At 64.0% G+C, this 18404-nt stretch carries 17 protein-coding genes and 1 pseudogene; 10 read left to right on the plus strand and 8 right to left on the minus strand.

The features are described 5' to 3' along the window. Positions 1-212: 212 nt before the first annotated feature. Positions 213-1127 (plus strand): annotated as a pseudogene (locus DSD28_RS25115) (methyl-accepting chemotaxis protein); the annotation flags it as partial. 89 nt (positions 1128-1216) lie between these two features. Here DSD28_RS25115 and DSD28_RS25120 read toward each other — a convergent pair. The 4 genes from DSD28_RS25120 to DSD28_RS25135 all read right to left on the minus strand — a co-directional run bounded on the left by DSD28_RS25120 (position 1217) and on the right by DSD28_RS25135 (position 5260). Beyond that, complete coding sequence (locus DSD28_RS25120; protein ID WP_119259214.1) at positions 1217-1591, minus strand: DUF779 domain-containing protein; 375 nt, start codon at positions 1589-1591, stop codon at positions 1217-1219. A 136-nt stretch (positions 1592-1727) separates the two neighbouring features. Beyond that, on the minus strand, positions 1728-3236 hold the full coding sequence (gene adh / locus DSD28_RS25125) for an aldehyde dehydrogenase (protein ID WP_119259176.1): 1509 nt from the start codon (positions 3234-3236) through the stop codon (positions 1728-1730). 151 nt (positions 3237-3387) lie between these two features. Beyond that, a complete protein-coding gene (locus tag DSD28_RS25130; protein WP_119259177.1) occupies positions 3388-4347 on the minus strand; it encodes a helix-turn-helix domain-containing protein in 960 nt (319 codons plus the stop codon). Between the two features lie 118 nt (positions 4348-4465). Further along, on the minus strand, positions 4466-5260 hold the full coding sequence (locus DSD28_RS25135; protein WP_119259178.1) for an ABC transporter permease: 795 nt from the start codon (positions 5258-5260) through the stop codon (positions 4466-4468). A 113-nt stretch (positions 5261-5373) separates the two neighbouring features. Here DSD28_RS25135 and DSD28_RS25140 point away from each other — a divergent pair, with 113 nt between their 5' ends. Together DSD28_RS25140 and DSD28_RS25145 are read left to right on the plus strand one after the other, a co-directional pair. Further along, complete coding sequence (locus DSD28_RS25140) at positions 5374-7488, plus strand: 4Fe-4S binding protein (protein WP_119259179.1); 2115 nt, start codon at positions 5374-5376, stop codon at positions 7486-7488. Beyond that, positions 7485-8360, plus strand: a complete 876-nt coding sequence (locus DSD28_RS25145) for an FAD:protein FMN transferase (RefSeq protein WP_162911553.1) — start codon at positions 7485-7487, stop codon at positions 8358-8360. The genes DSD28_RS25140 and DSD28_RS25145 overlap by 4 nt, the downstream gene beginning before the upstream one ends. A gap of 18 nt (positions 8361-8378) precedes the next feature. Here DSD28_RS25145 and DSD28_RS25150 read toward each other — a convergent pair whose 3' ends face one another. Together DSD28_RS25150 and pedF are read right to left on the minus strand one after the other, a co-directional pair. Beyond that, on the minus strand, positions 8379-9275 hold the full coding sequence (locus DSD28_RS25150) for a transporter substrate-binding domain-containing protein (RefSeq protein WP_119259181.1): 897 nt from the start codon (positions 9273-9275) through the stop codon (positions 8379-8381). A gap of 6 nt (positions 9276-9281) precedes the next feature. After that, positions 9282-9968 carry a cytochrome c-550 PedF gene (gene pedF / locus DSD28_RS25155; RefSeq protein ID WP_119259182.1) on the minus strand — a complete coding sequence of 229 codons (687 nt, stop codon included), beginning with the start codon at positions 9966-9968 and terminating at the stop codon, positions 9282-9284. A gap of 245 nt (positions 9969-10213) precedes the next feature. Here pedF and DSD28_RS25160 point away from each other — a divergent pair, with 245 nt between their 5' ends. From DSD28_RS25160 to DSD28_RS25185, 6 genes are read left to right on the plus strand one after another with little or no spacing between them, the layout of a single operon-like run. Next, positions 10214-11305, plus strand: a complete 1092-nt coding sequence (locus tag DSD28_RS25160; protein WP_245424930.1) for an ABC transporter substrate-binding protein — start codon at positions 10214-10216, stop codon at positions 11303-11305. A gap of 1 nt (position 11306) precedes the next feature. Beyond that, on the plus strand, positions 11307-12272 hold the full coding sequence (locus DSD28_RS25165) for a YVTN family beta-propeller repeat protein (RefSeq protein ID WP_119259184.1): 966 nt from the start codon (positions 11307-11309) through the stop codon (positions 12270-12272). 21 nt (positions 12273-12293) lie between these two features. Beyond that, positions 12294-12752: a hypothetical protein gene (locus DSD28_RS25170; RefSeq protein WP_119259185.1), complete on the plus strand. Its 459-nt coding sequence runs from the start codon at positions 12294-12296 to the stop codon at positions 12750-12752. A 5-nt stretch (positions 12753-12757) separates the two neighbouring features. Then, positions 12758-13471 (plus strand): ABC transporter ATP-binding protein, encoded by a 714-nt coding sequence (locus DSD28_RS25175; protein ID WP_119259186.1) that lies wholly within the window; start codon positions 12758-12760, stop codon positions 13469-13471. Next, entirely contained in the window at positions 13468-14310 is an 843-nt protein-coding gene (locus DSD28_RS25180) for an ABC transporter permease (RefSeq protein WP_119259187.1), read from the plus strand. The genes DSD28_RS25175 and DSD28_RS25180 overlap by 4 nt, the downstream gene beginning before the upstream one ends. Positions 14311-14324: 14 nt before the next feature. Then, the gene (locus tag DSD28_RS25185) at positions 14325-14870 is read left to right on the plus strand and encodes a tetratricopeptide repeat protein (protein ID WP_119259188.1); all 546 of its coding nucleotides are present in this window, start codon (positions 14325-14327) and stop codon (positions 14868-14870) included. On the opposite strand, the gene DSD28_RS25190 is transcribed toward DSD28_RS25185, so the two are convergent. Together DSD28_RS25190 and DSD28_RS25195 are read right to left on the minus strand one after the other, a co-directional pair. Further along, positions 14810-15490, minus strand: a complete 681-nt coding sequence (locus DSD28_RS25190; protein ID WP_119259189.1) for an ABC transporter ATP-binding protein — start codon at positions 15488-15490, stop codon at positions 14810-14812. The two genes, DSD28_RS25185 and DSD28_RS25190, sit on opposite strands and share 61 nt — an antisense overlap. Further along, entirely contained in the window at positions 15462-16436 is a 975-nt protein-coding gene (locus DSD28_RS25195) for an ABC transporter substrate-binding protein (RefSeq protein ID WP_119259190.1), read from the minus strand. Before DSD28_RS25195 ends, DSD28_RS25190 begins: the two co-directional genes overlap by 29 nt. A 191-nt stretch (positions 16437-16627) precedes the next feature. Between DSD28_RS25195 and DSD28_RS25200 the strand changes: the two genes are divergently transcribed. Further along, entirely contained in the window at positions 16628-18394 is a 1767-nt protein-coding gene (locus DSD28_RS25200) for a PQQ-dependent methanol/ethanol family dehydrogenase (protein ID WP_119259191.1), read from the plus strand. The last annotated feature ends 10 nt before the right edge of the window (positions 18395-18404 follow it).

Genomic DNA, 18404 nt, shown 5'->3' on the forward strand with positions numbered 1-18404 from the left:
TTTCGGCGATAGCAAGGAAATTCGCGACGAGCCGGCAGACCATTATGCGGGTTCGCGACGAGAGTTCACGGTCCGTTCGACCTTAGCGTGTCTGGGGGAACAAATCTTGTTCTGACCCCGGAAAGCTCGATCTGCTTGAAGCACGCATCGTCGGAGGGGCGTGATGTCATCGAGATTGCGTCAGAGCCCTTATTCCATGCCGAAACACAGCTGAGGTGCGGGCGCTGTCGCTGGAGACCTCCAGCACGACGGCCGCGATCCAGAAGACCCTGCAGGACCTGCGTGCCCGTATCGACCGCCTGGGAGCGGCGGGCGAGGGCGCGCGGGTTTCCGCAGAGGGCGTGAAGGTCACAGCCTCGGCCGTACAAGGCTCCTTTGCCGGCGTCGAGGAGGTGATGTCGAAGATACTGGACAGCGCCTCCACCCTTGCTGGGACGACAGGCGCGGTGGACCGCGAATGCAGCGAATTCGCCCGTTCTATCGGCGCGGCCTCGGCGGAAATCATCCGCTCGAACGAGGTGCTGCAGGACGCCTCCGGCAAGGTCGGTGAGGTAGTCGCGATCTCAGAGCGTATCATCCAGGTGACGGCGAGCGCCGGCATCGAGACACCGGATACGCCTTATATCCTTCTCGTGCAGCAGCTTGCCGGCGAGGTCTCCGACCGCTTCTGCGTGGCCGTGCGTAGTGGCGAGATCGCGCTCGACGCGCTGTTCGACAGGCAATATCGGCCCATTCCGGGAACGGACCCGGTGCAGATAACGACACGCTTTACCGATTTCACCGACCGTGTGCTCCCGGCGATCCAGGAGCCGGCGGTCACGGTGGACGACCGCATCGCCTTCTGCGCCGCCGTCGACGAGAACGGTTACCTTCCAACCCACAACCGTAAGTTCTCCCAGCCGCAGCGGCCGGGAAACTCGGCGTGGAACACCGCCAATTGCCGTAACCGCCGTATCTTCGACGACCGCGTGGGCCTGGCAGCTGGCCGCAATACCGAGCCGTTTCTTCTCCAGACCTACCGGCGCGACATGGGCGGCGGGCAATTCGTCATGATGAAGGATTTCTCCGCCCCGATCTTCGTTGATGGGCGGCACTGGGGCGGGTTCAGGCTGGCGATCAGGGTGTGACAACCCGGTTTCCAACCTGCGGGCGGCGCGATGCCAAACCTCCGGCGGCTACCGAATTGTGAGCGCCAAGGCCTGATTGATTTTGCCACTCAGGACCCCGGCAGCGGACACGTCCCGCTGCCTTCGAAGAGGCGCGAGCGAGTGAGGAAGCGCTTCTCCCGCCCGTTGTCGAGCGAGAACATGCCGCCGCGACCCGGCACGACGTCGATGATCAGCTGCGTGTGCTGCCACACGCCGAACTGGCTCTCGCTGATATAGACGGGCACACCGCCGATCTCCCCGAGCCTGACGTCCCGGTCGCCGACGATGTAGTCGTCAGCCGGATAGCACATGGGGGACGAGCCGTCGCAGCAGCCGCCGGACTGGTGGAAGAGGATATCGGGATAATCCGCCTGGATTTCCCGGATGAGCGCAAGCGCCGCATCTGTCGCGACGACCCGCGGCTGCGTGATGGCTTCTGGCATGTCTGTCATCGTGGCCTCCCGAAACAGGTTTCCCTCCCTCCGGAAAACGCGGAGAGAGGGGAAGGCAGGTCACGGAGAAAGCGCCCTGCCCTGCGGTTGCCTTCCCCGGGGGGGGTAGGAGAAGGCCGGCGGCGGCTCAGAAGAAGCCGAGCGCCTTGGGAGAATAGCTGACCAGCATGTTCTTGGTCTGCTGGTAGTGGTCGAGCATCATCTTGTGCGTCTCGCGGCCGATGCCCGACTGCTTGTAGCCGCCGAACGCGGCATGCGCCGGATAGGCGTGGTAGCAGTTGGTCCACACGCGGCCGGCCTGGATGTCGCGGCCGAAGTGATAGCAACGGTTGGCATCGCGGCTCCACACGCCGGCGCCGAGGCCGTAGAGCGTGTCGTTGGCGATGGCGAGCGCGTCCGCATCATCCTTGAAGGTGGTGACCGAAACGACCGGCCCGAAGATTTCCTCCTGGAAGATGCGCATCTTGTTGTTGCCGCGAAAGACGGTCGGCTTGACGTAATAGCCGCCGGCCAGATCGCCGCCGAGATCGTTGCGCCCGCCGCCGGTCAGCACTTCCGCGCCTTCCTGCCGGCCGATGTCGATATAGGAGAGGATCTTTTCGAGCTGCTCGGACGACGCCTGCGCGCCGATCATCGTCGCCGTGTCGAGCGGGTTGCCCTGCACGATCTTCTCGACGCGCTTGATCGCCTTTTCCATGAAGCGGTCGTAGATCTTCTCGTGCACCAGCGCGCGGCTCGGGCATGTGCAGACCTCGCCCTGGTTCAGCGCGAACATCGCGAAGCCTTCCAGCGCCTTGTCGAGATAGTCGTCGTCTTCGCGCATCACGTCTTCGAAGAAGATGTTCGGCGACTTGCCGCCGAGCTCCAGCGTCACCGGAATGAGGTTCTGGCTGGCATATTGCATGATGAGGCGGCCGGTCGTCGTCTCGCCCGTGAAGGCGATCTTGGCGATGCGCGGGTTGGAGGCGAGCGGCTTGCCGGCCTCGAGGCCGAAGCCGTTGACGATGTTGAGCACGCCGGCCGGCAGGAGATCGCCGATCAGCTCGGCCCAGACGAGGATCGAGGACGGCGTCTGCTCGGCGGGCTTCAGCACCACGCAATTGCCCGCGGCAAGCGCCGGCGCGAGCTTCCAGGCGGCCATCAGGATCGGGAAGTTCCAGGGAATGATCTGGCCGACGACGCCGAGCGGCTCGTGAAAGTGATAGGCGATCGTATCGTGGTCGACTTCGCCGATCGTGCCTTCCTGCGCGCGTACACACGAGGCGAAATAGCGGAAGTGATCGATGGCGAGCGGAATGTCGGCGGCCATCGTTTCACGCAGCGGCTTGCCGTTGTCCCAGGTCTCGGCGCGGGCAAGCAGATCGAGGTTGTCCTCCATGCGCTGGGCGATCTTCATCAGGATATTGGCGCGCTCCGTCGAAGAGGTGCGGCCCCACTTGTCCTTGACGGCGTGGGCGGCGTCGAGCGCCAGCTCGATATCGGCGGCGTCGGAGCGTGCGACTTCGCAGAGCTTGCCGCCGGTGATCGGCGTGATGTTGTCGAAGTAGCGGCCCGCGACGGGCTCCTTCCACTCGCCACCGATGAAATTGCCGTACTTCGCCTTGTACGGATTCTCGACGATCTTCTGATGCAGCATTGTCATTCCTCCCATGAAGGGCCCGGATGGGCCGTCGAGAAAGATGGTGCTGCGCTTCTGGCGGGTACGAAAGGGGCTGACCGGCGATGGCAGGCGCGACTGTTTCAGAATCGAGACAGGACAATGCGACAGGCTGTGCTGCGCCGCAGCATCAGTTGATCGAGAGCTTCTTCATCTTGCGATAGAGCGTCGCGCGGCTGATGCCGAGCAGGTCAGCCGCCTGGCTGATATTGCCGCCGGCGCGCGCCAGCACGCGGCGAAGCGCGGCGCGTTCAGCGACGTCGAGGTCCCGCCCCTCTTCCAACCGGTCCTCCTGCAGGAGATCGGATGCCGCGACGCCCGAGGCGATGCGCCGGTCGTCGAGGCCGAGCGCCAGCCGGGCGGCGCGGGTGGCTCCGACCACGAGGTCGTCGCGGTCGACGGCCAAAAAAGCCGGTGCCGTGCGCCCCTCGACAGGCACGAGCAGAATGCGGGCGGCGGAGAAGACACGGCGGAAGAGGCCCGCCTCGATGCGCGCCGCGGCATCCCGCACAGCTTGCGACAGGACCGCCATCGTCATCTCGTTCGCATCGTCTCGGCAGGTGGAAATGTCGAGGGCGGCGGCGATACGGCCGGTATGGTCGCGGATCGGCGCCGTGGTGCAGGACAGGCCGGTGTTCTGCGACAGGAAATGCTGATCGCGGAGGATCACCACCGACCGCTCGTCGGCCAGCGCCGTGCCGATGCCATTGGTGCCCACGCTCGCCTCGCTCCAGACCGTGCCGGACCAGAGGCCGACGCCGCGAAACTCTCGGTCGTCGCCCGCCGCCCCGCGCCGCTCGAGCGCGATGCCGTTCTCGTCGGTCAGCAAAAGGCAGCAGCCGCCCTTTCCCACAATTGCGAAGAGCCGGTCGATTTCGGCGCCTGCCTCCTCGATCAGGACACTCGCGCGAGCCCGGACCTGCCGGAACTCCGCCTCGGTCAGCCGCCAGGGCGTCCGGTGCTCTTCCGGGGAAAGACCGTAGAGCGTCAGGCAGCGGCGCCATGAGGCGGCGATGGGAGAACTGGCCGCCGCCGAGGCATGACCTGCAATGGTATGCACATGATCTGCGTGGTCAAAAGACATGGACATTCGCTTTCCTCCCGAATGATTCCGGCCCAGGGACCGACCGGAAAAGCCGCAGGGCTATAGCGACCCTGCTTCCGGCGGCCACCTCGGCCAGTCAACTGTGACTTGATGTGTGCATCGCCTACCCCCCGGCCTCGCCTGAAAGCGACTTTCGTTTCCAATGGGTCGCGCGGCTCTCCCAGGGCTGGATCAGGCCATGCTCTACCAGAAGCATCACGGCCACGAAGGCGAGGGAATATACGAGGATATGGGCGACGTCGAATTGCTGGAAATACAGATGGATCCGGAAGCCGATGCCGTTTGACCGACCGAGGAATTCGACCACCAGCACAATCTTCCAGATGACCGCGATACCGTTTCGCGCCGCAACCGCCAGCCAGGGCGCAAGCTGCGGAAAAACCAGATGCCGGAAACGCTCGCCCCGAGTCAGCCGGGCAACGAAGGCGAGGTCCGCGAGGGCGGGATCGAAGGTGCGCACGCCCTGCCGCACGGTGACCATGACCATGGCGGTCTTGTTGAGCGTCACGGCGGCGACCGCTGCCACTTCGTTGAGACCGATCCAAAGATAGCACAGGACGATCAGCACCAACGCCGGCAGGTTCATGAAGATCGTCACCCAGGGATCGGCCCAATGATTGAAGCGTCGGTAGCTTCCGAGAAGAATGCCGAGCGGCATGCCGAGCGCCATGGCGAAGGCGAAGGCCGCGGCAACACGGGAAAGTGTCGCCAGAAGATCGCGGATAAGCCGGCCGGACGCGAGCTCTGCCTGAAGCACGCGCGCGACTTCGAGCGGATCCGGCAGGACCGTCCGGTCGGCCTTCAGCGCCGAGAGCCCCGCCCAGAACACGACGAACAGGACAAGGGACAGGATGAACACGCTCCTGGGAGCGCGATCTTCTACACTCTTCTGCAACATGGGTCATCTCCCGAGCGCATTATAGCGGCGCGGACCGTTCACCCATCCACGACCTTGGTCGTATGGGCGCCCGCCCGCCCGCTGCATAGAAATCGGAGCGGGAGGAACGCGCGATGGGGAGAGGCTTTGGGCTATATGCAGCGCTGCAGCGCGTTTTTATTATCCTGGTCCTGACCGGCGGAAGCCTGATTGCCGGACTTCAGACCACTCTTGCCGCACCACTCGATCGCGAGGCGCTCCAGGCGATGATCGTGCCGCCCTATGCCCTTGGCGAAGCCGTGAACGACAAGGGTGTATGGACGCTTCTCAATTCCGGCGGCGCGGAGGCCGGTTATGTCTTCGAGACCGGTCCCCTCGCCCCGCTTCCCGGCTTTTCCGGCGCGCCCATCGATATGCTCGTGACCATCGACCTCGATGGCCGGTTTCTCGATGTCAGGCTTGTCTCGCACAATGAACCGATTTTCGTATCCGGCCTCGGCGAAGCACCCCTTCATGCATTTCTGAAGCAATACCGCGGCCATTCGATCCATGAGCCGCTGGTCGTCGGCACGCCCTATGGCGATGCCGGCAATGGCTCGGACCTCGTCTATCTCGACGGTGTGACCAAGGCGACGGCCTCGGTGCGTATTGCCCACGAATCGATCCTGGCCGCAACGCTCGCCGTCGCACGCGAGAAGATGCAGGGCGTTGCAAGCGGCCCGCCCGCTTACCCCGACCCGGCGATCGATGAGGCGCTCGACTGGGCGACGCTCGTCGAGCGCGGCTATGCCCGCAACCTCAAGGTCACCAACGCGAAACTCGACGCAGCCTTCCGAAAGACCATCTGGGCGCATGACGATCCCGACGCCGCGGCGGACCCCGAGGGCCTCTATCTCGATCTGTGGGCCGTCGACATCGGGCCTCCGGCCATCGCCAGGGCTGTGCTGAGCAACGACAGCCTTGCCGATCTTCAACGCCTTCTTCGGGTTTCGCCTGACGACGAACCCGTCCTCGTCATCGACGCAGGCCGCCACGGCCTCGTCTCGCAGGATTTCGTGCGCAATACGGCGCCGGACCGGCTCTCGGCAGAACAGGACGGCCTGCCCCTCGCGCTGCGTGACGCCGACATGCTGGTGGAGACGCAGGACGGCGTGCCCCACGGCACGCGCATGGTCCTGCGTATCGACCGCCGCCTCGGCTTCGACCCAACGCGGGAGTGGACGCTGGCGGCGCAGGCCGTGCGCGCGCATGGGATGCTGAAGCCGGAAAGCGGATCCGCCCATTTCCCGCTTACCCTGAAGGCCGACGGGCAGTTCTTCGGTCGCCCGCAGATCTCAGTTGCCCTGCCCGCATGGCAGGCGGCGATGGTCTCTCGCAAATGGGATCTCGCCCTTCTCTTTCTTTTGCTTGCCGGCCTGTTCGCCGCCGTCGGTCCGGGCATGCACAGACTTGCAAGGCCTGCGCAACTGCGCCCTGCGCGGCTCGGCTTTCTCGCCCTCGTCATCGGATTCGTCGGATGGTGGGGCCAGGGCCAGCTATCGGTCGTCACACCGCTTGCCGCGCTTCGGACGGCAATGGGTGGCGGCAACCTCGCCGTGCTGCTGTACGACCCGTTCTCGCTCATGATCTGGAGCGCGACCATCATCGGCTTCCTGCTCTGGGGGCGCGGCCTGTTCTGCGGCTGGCTCTGCCCCTTCGGCGCCATGCAGGAATTTGCCCACCACGCCGGCCGCCTGCTGCGACTGCCGCAATGGAACCCGTCCCCGGCGTGGGACGCCCGGCTCAAGGCCGGGACATGGCTATCGCTCGCGGCCCTCATCGCCATTGCCGTGTTCGCACCGGAAAGGGCGGAAACGGCGGCCGAGATCGAACCCTTCAAGACGGCCGTCACCACCGGGTTCCAGCGCGAATGGTACTATGTCGCCTATGCCCTCTTCTGGCTGGCCCTCGGTGCGATCACCTTCAAGGGCTTCTGCCGCTACCTCTGCCCGCTTGGCGCCCTGATGGCGTTGGGCGGCCTGCTCCGCACCCGCAGATGGATCCCGCGACGCGTGGAATGCGGCTCGCCGTGTCAGCTGTGCCGCGTGCGCTGCCCCTATGGCGCCATCAAGAAGACAGGCCATATCGCCTATTCCCAATGCTTCCAGTGTCTCGATTGCGTGTCGATCCATGACGACACGGCGCAATGCGTGCCGCTGGTGCTTGCAGCGAGAAAGCGCGCACCGCAGCCGGCGGGAGCCCAGCCATGAAGCGGCGGCGCTTTCTCTTCATCGCCGCGGCGGCGGCACTTGGCGGCCCTGCGCGGGCCGAGATCACGACATGGCAGGCCGATATGCTCGGCGGTACGGTGCGTATCGACCTGCGCGGCCCGCGCGCGCTTTCCGCAGATGTCGTGCGCAATGTCGGCGCCACCATAGCCGAGGTCGAGGCCGCAGCCAGTCTGTTCAAACCCGCCTCGGCGTTGAGCCGTCTCAATGCCGCCGGCCGTCTTGACGAGCCGCCCGCCGCCTTGCTCGATCTGTGCAGCTTGGCCGATGATCTCTACCGTCGTACCGACGGGCGCTTCGATCCGACGGTTCAACCGCTATGGCGCGCCCTTGCCGAAGGCCGCGATACCGCGGATGCAAGGGCCGCGATCGGCTGGAACCGCGTGCGGATCGGAACGCCCATCCGGCTCGACGACGGCCAGGCGCTGACCTTCAACGGGCTTGCACAGGGGTATGCGGCGGATCGGGTACGCGCCCTGCTTCGCAAGGCAGGCTATAATCAGGCTCTTGTCGAAATGGGGGAATACGCAACCATCGGCGGACCATTCACCGTCGCAGTGGAAGATCCGGCCATCGGTGAAGTTGCGGTCCGGCGGCTGACGGGAAATGCCATCGCGACCTCCAGCCCGGCCGCCATGCGCATTGGCGGCAGCTTCCATATCCTCGGACCGAAGCGTGAGGCCCCATGCTGGTCAACGATTTCGGTGGAAGCGGAAAGCGCGGCAATGGCAGACGGCTTTTCTACAGCCTTCTGCCTGATGTCCGCCGACGATATCCGCAAGGCAATTGGAAAGGCCCGCGATGTGATGCGGGTGACGGCGGTGGATTTCGCCGGCGACGTCTCCACTTTCTGAACGCTTGAGCCCGTTGGCTCAGCGTTGCGGCGGCGTGTATGTCAGGCCGTATCGTTCAAAAATACGGGCGATTTCACCTTCGGCAAGCGCATTCTCGATCGCCTCGTCAACCGCATAGGCGAGATCCCTGTGCTGGAAATTGATGCCGACGCCGATGGTCCAGTGTCCCCGCGCAAAGCCGACCAACGGTGGGGAATGCACCGCCAGTCCATCTTTAGGATGGCGTATCAACCCCGCTTCCAGTTCAGCGCGCGGCCCCATTGCCGCCTTTGTGTCGCCTTTGGCCAACCCATCCACGGCGGCGGCTGTGGAACGGAAGCGGTGGATCTTGTCGACGGCCCCGATCAGCGAGGTGAGATAGAAGTCGGCAATCGAGTCATTCTCGACAGCAACGGGGTCAAACCGGAAGAAGGGCGGTGTGGGGCCCTTCTCCTCGTAGTCGGTGGTGCGATAGGCAATCGCGATATTTTCCGCCGCATATTGCCCGGTGAAGACGACCTGCTCGACTCGACAGACGAGCGCGCTGTCATAGGGCACATGCAGCATGACATCGCTGACGCGGCCGCCGACGGCAGCCCCCTTCCAGACATAGTTGAGCAGATCGGCCTCGAGATTTTCGCCGGATGCCACGAGCCGGAACTTGGCCTCGACGCCGAGGGCCTTGGCGATCAGCCGGCCGATTTCGATATCGACGCCAGCCGCCTTGCCCTTTTCCTCATAGGACCAGGGCGCGTAGTCGTCATAGACCGCAAACTCGATCCATCCCTCCTCAACGATCCGGTCGAAGCTTCGCCCGACATCCTGCGCGAAGGTGTTCTGAGGCTTCGGCTGGGGTTTGTAGTCCTCGCAACGCGCAAAGGCGCCGCCCGGAAGGGCGGCGCCGATGATGAAGGCCAGAAGGGTTCTACGCAGCATGACAGTTTACTGCGTGGCGGAAAGGCCGACGGTCAGCACTTCCGCCGCCTTCTTCCAGGTCTCGGGCGCGTCGGTGAGGATGCGTGCCGCCTCATAGGTCACGCTGTCGGCGATCGGTGCGCCAGAGGCCGTCTTCACTTCGGCGGCGATCGTCTCCAGTTCCTTCTTGAGCGCGCCGGTATCGGCGACCTTGCCACTGCCCAGTTCATCGCGAATTTCGTGCAGGCGCTTGGCGTGCTCGTCGAGCGCACCGTCCTCCGGCCGCGTTTCCACATAGGTACGGATCGCCCAGGCCGCCTTTTGGCCGAGGATATCGCCAAAGGCCGGCATCTTGGTGGTGCCGTCCTGTGTATAGCCGTGGCGGAAGCGCTCGATGAACCACTCGTCACCCGCCTCTTCCGCTTCGAGGAAGCGCAGGTCCGGTGCAAGTCCGCCGGATACGGCTCCGAGACCATGACAGCGCGCGCAGTTCTGGTTGAAACCGGAGGAGCCGATTTCCACGGCCTTCAACCAGACGTCATGGCCGGCCTTCGCCTCACGATAGGGATTTTCTGTCAGCCACTCCTCGCCCACCTCTGGCAACGCGTCCGTATTGACCGGCTGCGGCGCCACATCGCCATGGGCGATCACCAGGCTCGTCGTTGCCAGAAGGATGGCTGCGGCGATCCCGCCGCGAATGATGTTGGCCGACATGCGGTCCTCCCTCGCATTTAAAACTGCCACTTTCTACGGCAGACCCCACACGCTGCGATATGCGACCTAGGTCGCTAAAGCTCATGGCACCAAGGTCGTATTTCCGTTGCGCCAGCCAGACGACATTCTGGCCAATGGGAGGAAATGATATGCTGGCAAGTCTCGCAGCGCGCCATCGAGGTCTATATCTCGCGGCAGCGGTCGTCTGTCTGGCGTCGCCAGCTGCGGCGGAAATCGCCATACCAATGACCTATCTCCGGCAGGAAGTCGCGGCACCGCCGGTGCTCTCCAATCTCGATCCCATCCCCGACGATCGCGGCCTCGCGGGAGCGGAGGTCGCCCTCACGGACACGAAGACGACCGGCAGCTTCATGGGCCATGCCTACAGCCTCGCCGTCGTCTCGGTCGAACCAGGCGGTGACTTCCTCAATACCGCGCGCAAGGTGCTCGCGGCCTCAAAAGTTCTGTTCATCGACGCGACACCAGAGGGCATGCTCGCCGTCGCGGATCTCCCAGAAGCAAAGGGCGCCCTGCTCTTCAACGTTGCCTCGGGCGCACGGCGGCTACGCGATGCGGATTGTCGCGCGAACCTGCTGCACACCATAGCCGAAGACGCGATGCGTACCGACGCGCTGATGCAGGTGCTGAAAGCCCGGCGCTGGACGCGGACCGTCCTGATCGTCGGTCCGAAGCCGGAAGACAAGGCCTATGCCGAGACGTTGCGTATCTCAGCCCAGAAGTTCGGCGTCGATATCCTCGCCTCCAAGAACTGGACCTTCGACACGGACCTGCGCCGCGCCGCCGGCCAGGAAATCCCGCTCTTCACCCAGGATTTCCCCGACCATGACGTCCTGCTGATCGCGGACGAGGCGGACGATTTTGCGCGCTATGTCCAGGACAACACCTGGCTCCCGCGTCCCGTTGCCGGCGCGGATGGTCTTCGTGGCGAGGGTTGGGCGCCCGTGCTCGAGCAATGGGCCGCCGTGCAGTTGCAGAACCGCTTCGAGAAGGCGACAGGCCGCGACATGGGTTCGCGCGACTATGCTGCCTGGACGGCGCTGCGCACCGTTGGAGAGGCGGTGACGCGCACCAATTCCGCCGATCCCGCGGTGCTTCGCGCCTTCATCCTTTCCGACAAATTCGCACTCGACGGCTTCAAGGGGCGCAGCCTCAGCTATCGCGCCTGGAACGGCCAGCTTCGGCAGCCGATAGCGGTCGTCAATGCCCGGGCGTTGGTCGAGCTGACACCGCTCGACGGCTACCTGCACCAGACCAATGAAATGGACACGCTGGGGCTCGACCGGCCCGAAAGCGCCTGCACTGCCTTTGGAGATTGAGATGAGATTCCTTCCTTTGTTGATCGCCCCCCTGCTGGCGGCCGCGCCCTTTCAGGCTTTTGCCGGCGAGATATGGGTGACGAACGAGAAGGACGATACGATCTCCGTGATCGACACGGCGACGCTGGAGGTGGTGCGCACTATCAAGACCGGGGAGCGGCCCCGCGGCATCACCTTCAATTCCGACGGCAGCCGTGTCTATATCTGCGCCTCGGACAGTGACACGGTGCAGGTGATGGATCCGGCGACGGGCGAAATCCTGCACGACTTGCCGTCGGGCGAGGACCCGGAGCAGTTCGTGCTCGCGCCCGATGACAAGCATCTGTGGATCGCCAACGAGGACGACGCGGTAACGACCGTCGTCGATGTCGAGACGCGACAGGTGGTAGCCCAGATCAATGTCGGCATCGAGCCCGAGGGCATGGCCGTATCGCCGGATGGCAAGATCGTCATAACCACCTCTGAAACGACAAACATGGCGCATTGGATCGACACGGAGAAGAAGACCATCTTCGCCAACACGCTCGTCGATTCCCGCCCACGGCATGCCGAATTCGCCAAGGGCGGCAGGGAGTTGTGGGTCTCCTCGGAAATCGGCGGCACGATCACCGTCTTCGACGTCGCAACCCAGGCGGAAAAGGCAAAAATCCGTTTCGAAATTACCGGCGTCAATGCCGACCTCATCCAGCCCGTCGGATTCGAATTCACGCCCGACGGCAAGAGGGCCTTTGTCGCGCTCGGCCCGGCAAACCATGTGGCCGTCATCGATGCCGAGACCTTTGCCATCGAGAAATACGTGCTTGCTGGCCGCCGCGTCTGGCATCTCGCCTTTTCACCTGACCACAAGCAGCTTTTCACCACCAACGGGGTCTCCGGCGACGTGACCGTCGTCGATGTCGCGACGCTGGAGCCCATGAAATCCATCAAGGTCGGGCGCTTCCCCTGGGGCGCGGCGACCCGGCCATGACTTTTCGAAAGGGAGGATAGAATGAAGAAAGCACTTTTCGCCGCCGTGGCGCTCGCCGCGATGCCATTCGCAGCGCTGGCAGACGACGATGACGACGCCAGGCCAGAGGCCGGCATGGGCCTTGCCGGCGTTCTCTCGAAATCCAACCGCGAGACTTTGCCGGAGCTGACACTCTCGGCCGGACAACCCATTGCCAAGGGTCCGCTGACGCTGAAATCCGGCAAATACTACACGCTCAAGATCGAGGCGGACGGCAGCCAGGAACTGGCGCTGGAGGGCGCAGGGTTCTTTCGCGCCATCTGGGTCAACGAGATCGTCATCGAGGGCATCGAGATCCGTCCGCTCGGCGTCGATTCCATCGAATTCGACGAGGCGGGTGAGGCCGAAATCAGCTTCGTCGCGATCAAGCCTGGTAGCTACCACCTGAAAATTCCCGGTAGCACCGGCGACACCCAGCAAGTCGCCATCACCATAGAGTGAGCACCATGAGCGGCTTGACGGTCGAGGGCATCAGCCATGACTGGGGCGCGCGGCGTGCGCTCGATGGCGTGTCGTTTACGGTTCAGTCTGGCCGCTTCTGTGCCTTGCTCGGTCCGAACGGCGCCGGGAAATCGACGCTGTTCGGCATGCTCACGCGGCTTTTCACACCGCGGGCGGGGCGCATCACCGTTGCCGGGCACGATATGGCCCGCAAGCCCCGCGCTGCACTCGCCCGTATGGGCGTCGTCTTCCAGGCATCGACGCTCGATCCGGACCTCACCGTCAAGCGCAACCTCCTCTATTTCGCGGCCCTGCATGGTCTGTCGGGGTCGGAGGCGGAGACGCGAGCAATGGCGGCGCTCGAACAGCTCGGCATGGCAGAGCGCGCCGGCGAAAAGGCAGCGAAACTGAACGGCGGCCACCGCCGGCGCATGGAGATCGCACGCGCCCTCCTCCACAGGCCGCAGGTCCTGCTGCTGGACGAGCCGACGGTCGGGCTCGACGCGGCCTCGCGCGCAGCAATCACCGCGCATGTGCATGATCTTGCCGCTGGCGGTTTGACCGTGCTCTGGGCGACCCATTTGGTGGACGAGGTACGGGAAAAGGACCGCCTCGTCGTTCTCCATCAGGGCCGTGTGCTCGCCGATGGCGAGGCCGGCGAGATCGGTGGCGACGATCTCACAGCCCGCTTCCTTGCATTGACGGGAGAGCGGAGATGACTGCGGAACCATTTCCAGCAATCGAAGAGAAGCTAAGCGACGTTCCGCGCACCCGTCCTTTCGTTGCGCTGAGAGCTATCCTTTACCGGGAGGCGTTGCGTTTCCTTGGTCAGCGCGGTCGGCTCGTCGCGGCGCTGGTGCGCCCGCTCGTCTGGCTGTTCGTCTTCGCAACCGGTTTTCGCGCGGCACTCGGCCTGTCGATCACACCACCTTACCAGACCTATATCACCTACGAGATCTACATCGTGCCGGGGCTTGTCGGCATGATCCTGCTCTTCAGCGGCATGCAATCATCGCTCAGCCTGGTCTACGATCGTGAAATGGGCTCGATGCGCCTCCTCCTCGCGGCGCCGCTGCCGCGCTGGTGGCTGTTGTTCTGCCGCCTGCTGGCCGGCAGCCTGATTGCCGTTCTGCAGGCCTATGCCTTCCTCGCCGTCGCCGCGCTCTACGGCATCCGATTCCCATGGGTCGGCTATCTCGCCGCCGCCCCCGCCATGGCCGCGGCCGCCATGATGCTTGGCGCACTCGGCCTGCTGCTGTCCTCCTTCATCCGCCAACTCGAAAATTTTGCCGGCGTCATGAACTTCGTGATTTTCCCGATGTTCTTCCTGTCCTCCGCGCTCTATCCGCTGTGGAAGATGGCCGAGGCCTCGCCGCGCCTACGTGATCTGTGTGCGCTCAATCCCTTCACCCATGCCGTCGAACTGATCAGGTTCGCCCTCTATGCCAAAGGCAATCTGACGGCGCTCGCCGTCACACTCGCCGCGTTCGTCGTCTTCGGTCTTGTCGCCATCTGGGGCTACGACCCCGCCCGCGGGCTCACCGCCCGAAAGGCCTGAACAGGAGAACCGCCATGCGCCTTGCCATCGTTACCGTCAGCCTGCTGATCTTCGCCTCTGACGCGATGTCCCAGACGGATGCCGACGCCGGCGGCACGCTCAATCCGGAGGAATTGACGTTGAACCGGGTCATGAAGGACGTTGCCGAAGGGCACACCGGTATGACGATCTGTGCGACCGGCTACTACATCACCAAATCCGGTCGGCACGAAATGGCACGCGAGCTCTTCGAGCGCTGTGCCGCCGCCGGCTGGACCGGGGCCATGACCTGGATGTCGCAGCTTGACGACAACGGCCTCGGCAGCGTGGAAAACCCAGATGCCGCCGCCGAATGGGATCGCCGCGCCGCTGAAGCCGGCGACCCGGTCGGCAAGCTCAACTACGGCCTGGACCTGATGCGCGGTCGCGGCGTCGTGGAAAACCGCGCGCTCGGTCGCCAGCTCGTCGATGAGGCTGCGGAGAGCGGCCTTCCCACGGCGCGGCGCCTGAAGGGAGCCGGTTACGACCTCGATGTCGTGACGCCTGACGCCGACAACTGGAAATACGCGCCGGCCTTCTGATCGTCCTCGATAAGCCGCGCCGGACGCCCTTCGAGACGCAGGATGCGCCCGGCAAGCCGTTCGGCTTCGGCCTGCACATGCGTAACGATGAGGGTTGCGCAGGGGCGTGCTGCCCTCAGGTCTTCGAAGACGCGCATCATATCTGTGGCAAGCACTGGATCGAGACTGACGAATGGCTCGTCCATTAACAGGAGGTCCGGTGCGCCGGCAAAGGCGCGCGCGAGCGAAAGCCGCCGCTGCTGGCCAAGGGACAGCGCGCCGGGAAACCGGTCACCGAAACCGGCAAGACCGACTTTCTCAAGCCAGACCTGCGCCTGGTCTTCGGTTATTCGGGCGATGATAATCAAATTCTGAAGGGCGGTGCGCCAAGGAAGGAGAGTGGGTTCCTGGAAGACGACGGCGAGCCGCTCCGTAGCCTCACGGTGCCCGCGAAAGGTCCCGTCAAGGCCAGCGGCGATCCTCAGCAGCGACGTTTTGCCGACGCCGGAAGGTCCCGTTAGTGCGACCGTCTCGCCAGGCAACAATGAAAGGGCGATCGGGCCAAGCACGCAGCCGGGGCCGCCATGGTCGAAATCGAGCCGTAGAACCGGCTCAACTGCCGGGACGATAGAAGATGCCATCGGGTAGTTCCCTGAGGTTCCCGACAAGATCCGCGCCGCCGAGTTCGGCCATGAGGGCGAGCATCCGGGCGGCAGCCTTCTCGTCCACCGCGCCACTCTTCGGCGTGCCGGCAAGAAAGCCTGCCTTCAGCGCTTCGAATTCGGCGTCGCTCTCCACCTTCATCATCGGTCGGATGCGTTCGAAGGCGGACGGATCGGAGGCAAGTTTCTCCTTGGCCGCGTGCGAGGCTTTGGCGATCGCCGCGCCGAGACCGGGATGCGCCTTGAGCACGGTACCGCGCACCACATAGCCGACGAGCGGCGTTTCCGGATCGAGCCCGAGCGCTTCCGCCGCCTTTTCGACCGGGAGCAGCACGCGCATGCCCGCCGCCTGCATGCGCGCACCGAAATTCCAGAAGTTGAGCGCGCCATCGACCTGGCCGTCGAGCGCCGCCTTGTAGATCAGCGGGGGCGCACCGAAGACCTGCTCGCTTTCAACGGCGAGATCAAACCCCTCCACCTTCTGGGCATAGGCGCGCATAATCAGCCAGCTCTTGTCGATGGGGCTGCCGGCGACACCGATCTTCCGCCCCTTGAGATCCGCAAGAGCCTTGGCGGAACTACCGGGCGCCACCATCAATCCGCCGACGGCGCGGGAATAGGGAATGAAGACCAGATCGCGACCAGCCGCGCGTTCCCGCGCCACCCAGAGCCAGTCGGAAACGATCATGTCCACTTCGCCGGCAATCAGCGCGATCTGCGCCGCCGGTGCACCGGCAATGTCCGTGACCTCCATCGAAAAGCCGTTCGCCTCGTCGAGGCGGTAGTGGCGGATCGTATCGGCTTCCCAGTTCACCGTACCCGAGAGCTGGAGCGCGGTGCGGACGATCGGTCGTTCGGCAAAAGCAGGCGCAAAGGAAAGGAGCGCGGCGACGAGCGCGCTCGTGAGCGATCTCATAAAAGTCATTGTTTCTCCTCCCGCAACCCCGACAGCCTACCGAGCGCCAGGACAAACGGAAATACGACCTATTGGTGGGGTCCCGAATGGCCGGTAACGGGTATTTTACGACCAAGGTCGAATTCATGCGTCGGGGAACTGCGCCGATCATCCGACTGTGAAGCCCGCGTCCTGCTGCGGGCATGGAGTGGGAGGATGCCATGAGGAAATTCATTCTGGCCGCAATCGCGGCCATCGCCTGTTCGAGCGCCGCGTATGCCGGCGTGACGGAGGCCGATCTTGCGAAGGATGCAGAAACCGTCGGCGATGTCCTGACCAACGGCATGGGCCGCAATTTGCAGCGCTTTTCGCCGATGGAGACGTTGAACACCAAGAACGTCAAGAATCTCGTTCCTGCCTGGGCTTTCTCGCTCGGCGGCGAGAAGCAGCGCGGCCAGGAAAGCCAGCCGATCATTTATGACGGCATCATGTACATCACGGGTTCCTACAGCCGCATCTACGCCATCGACGTCAAGACCGGCAAGGAAGTCTGGCAGTACGATGCCCGCCTGCCGGAAGGCATCCTGCCCTGCTGCGACGTGGTCAACCGTGGCGCGGCCATTTACGGCGACAATATCTATTTCGGTACGCTCGACGCGCGCCTCGTCGCCCTGAACCGCAAGACCGGCGACGTCGTGTGGAACAAGAAGCTCGCCGATTACAAGGAAGGCTACAGCTATACCGCAGCTCCGCTGATCGTGAACGGCCTCGTCGTGACGGGCAATTCCGGCGGCGAATTCGGCATCGTCGGCGAGGTGCAGGCGCGCAACGCTGAGACCGGCGAACTCGTCTGGACACGCCCCGTCATCGAAGGCCACATGGGCACCTTCAAGGGCAAGGAAAGCACGATGACCGGGACGCTCAACGCGACCTGGCCCGGCGACATGTGGAAGACCGGCGGCGGCGCGACCTGGCTCGGCGGCTCGTATGACGAGGACACAAAAACGCTCGTCTTCGGTGCTGGCAACCCCTCGCCCTGGAACAGCCATCTGCGCAATGCCGGCAAGCCAGTCGAAGGCAACAAGGGCGACAACCTTTATGCCGCCTCGCGCCTAGGCATCGACCCGGAGAACGGCGAGATCAAGTGGCATTTCCAGACGACGCCCCGCGAAGGCTGGGACTTCGACGGCGTCAACGAGGTCGTTCCCTTCGTCGACAAGGACGGCAACAAGCGCTTCGCCACCGCCGACCGCAACGGCTTCTTCTACGTGCTCAACCGCGAAGACGGCAAGTTCGTCTCAGCCCATCCCTTCGTGAAGGACATTTCCTGGGCCAAGGGCATAGATGAAACCGGTCGCCCGATCTACAATGAAGACAACCGGCCCGGCGATGCCGCTGAAGCAGCCGATGGTGCCAAGGGCCAGCAGGTCTTCGCCGTGCCGTCGTTCCTCGGCGGCAAGAACTGGATGCCGATGGCCTATAGCCCGAAGACCGGCCTGTTCTACGTGCCCTCCAACGAATGGGGCATGGACATCTGGAACGAACCGATCACCTACAAGAAGGGGGCTGCCTATCTCGGTGCCGGCTTTACCATCAAGCCTCTTTTCGACGATCACATCGGCAGCTTGAAGGCAATCGATCCGAACACCGGCGAGATCAAGTGGGAATACAAGAACGGCGCCCCGCTCTGGGGTGGGGCGATGGCCACCGCCGGCGGCCTGGTGTTCTTCGGTACCCCTGAGGGTGACTTCATCGCGCTGAACAACGAGACGGGCGAGGAACTCTGGAAGTTCCAGACCGGCTCGGGCATCGTCGGCCAGCCGGTGACCTGGGAACAGGACGGCGAGCAATATGTCTCGATCATCTCCGGCTGGGGCGGCGCCGTTCCACTCTGGGGCGGGGAAGTTGCCAAGAAGGTCAATTATCTCAACCAGGGCGGCATGGTCTGGACGTTCCGTCTGCCAAAGCAACTGGCCTCGCTGAACTGAGATCTGGAGC

It is taken from the genome of Shinella zoogloeoides (assembly GCF_003574625.1).
In the GTDB taxonomy this organism is placed as follows: Bacteria; Pseudomonadota; Alphaproteobacteria; order Rhizobiales; family Rhizobiaceae; genus Shinella; species Shinella zoogloeoides_A.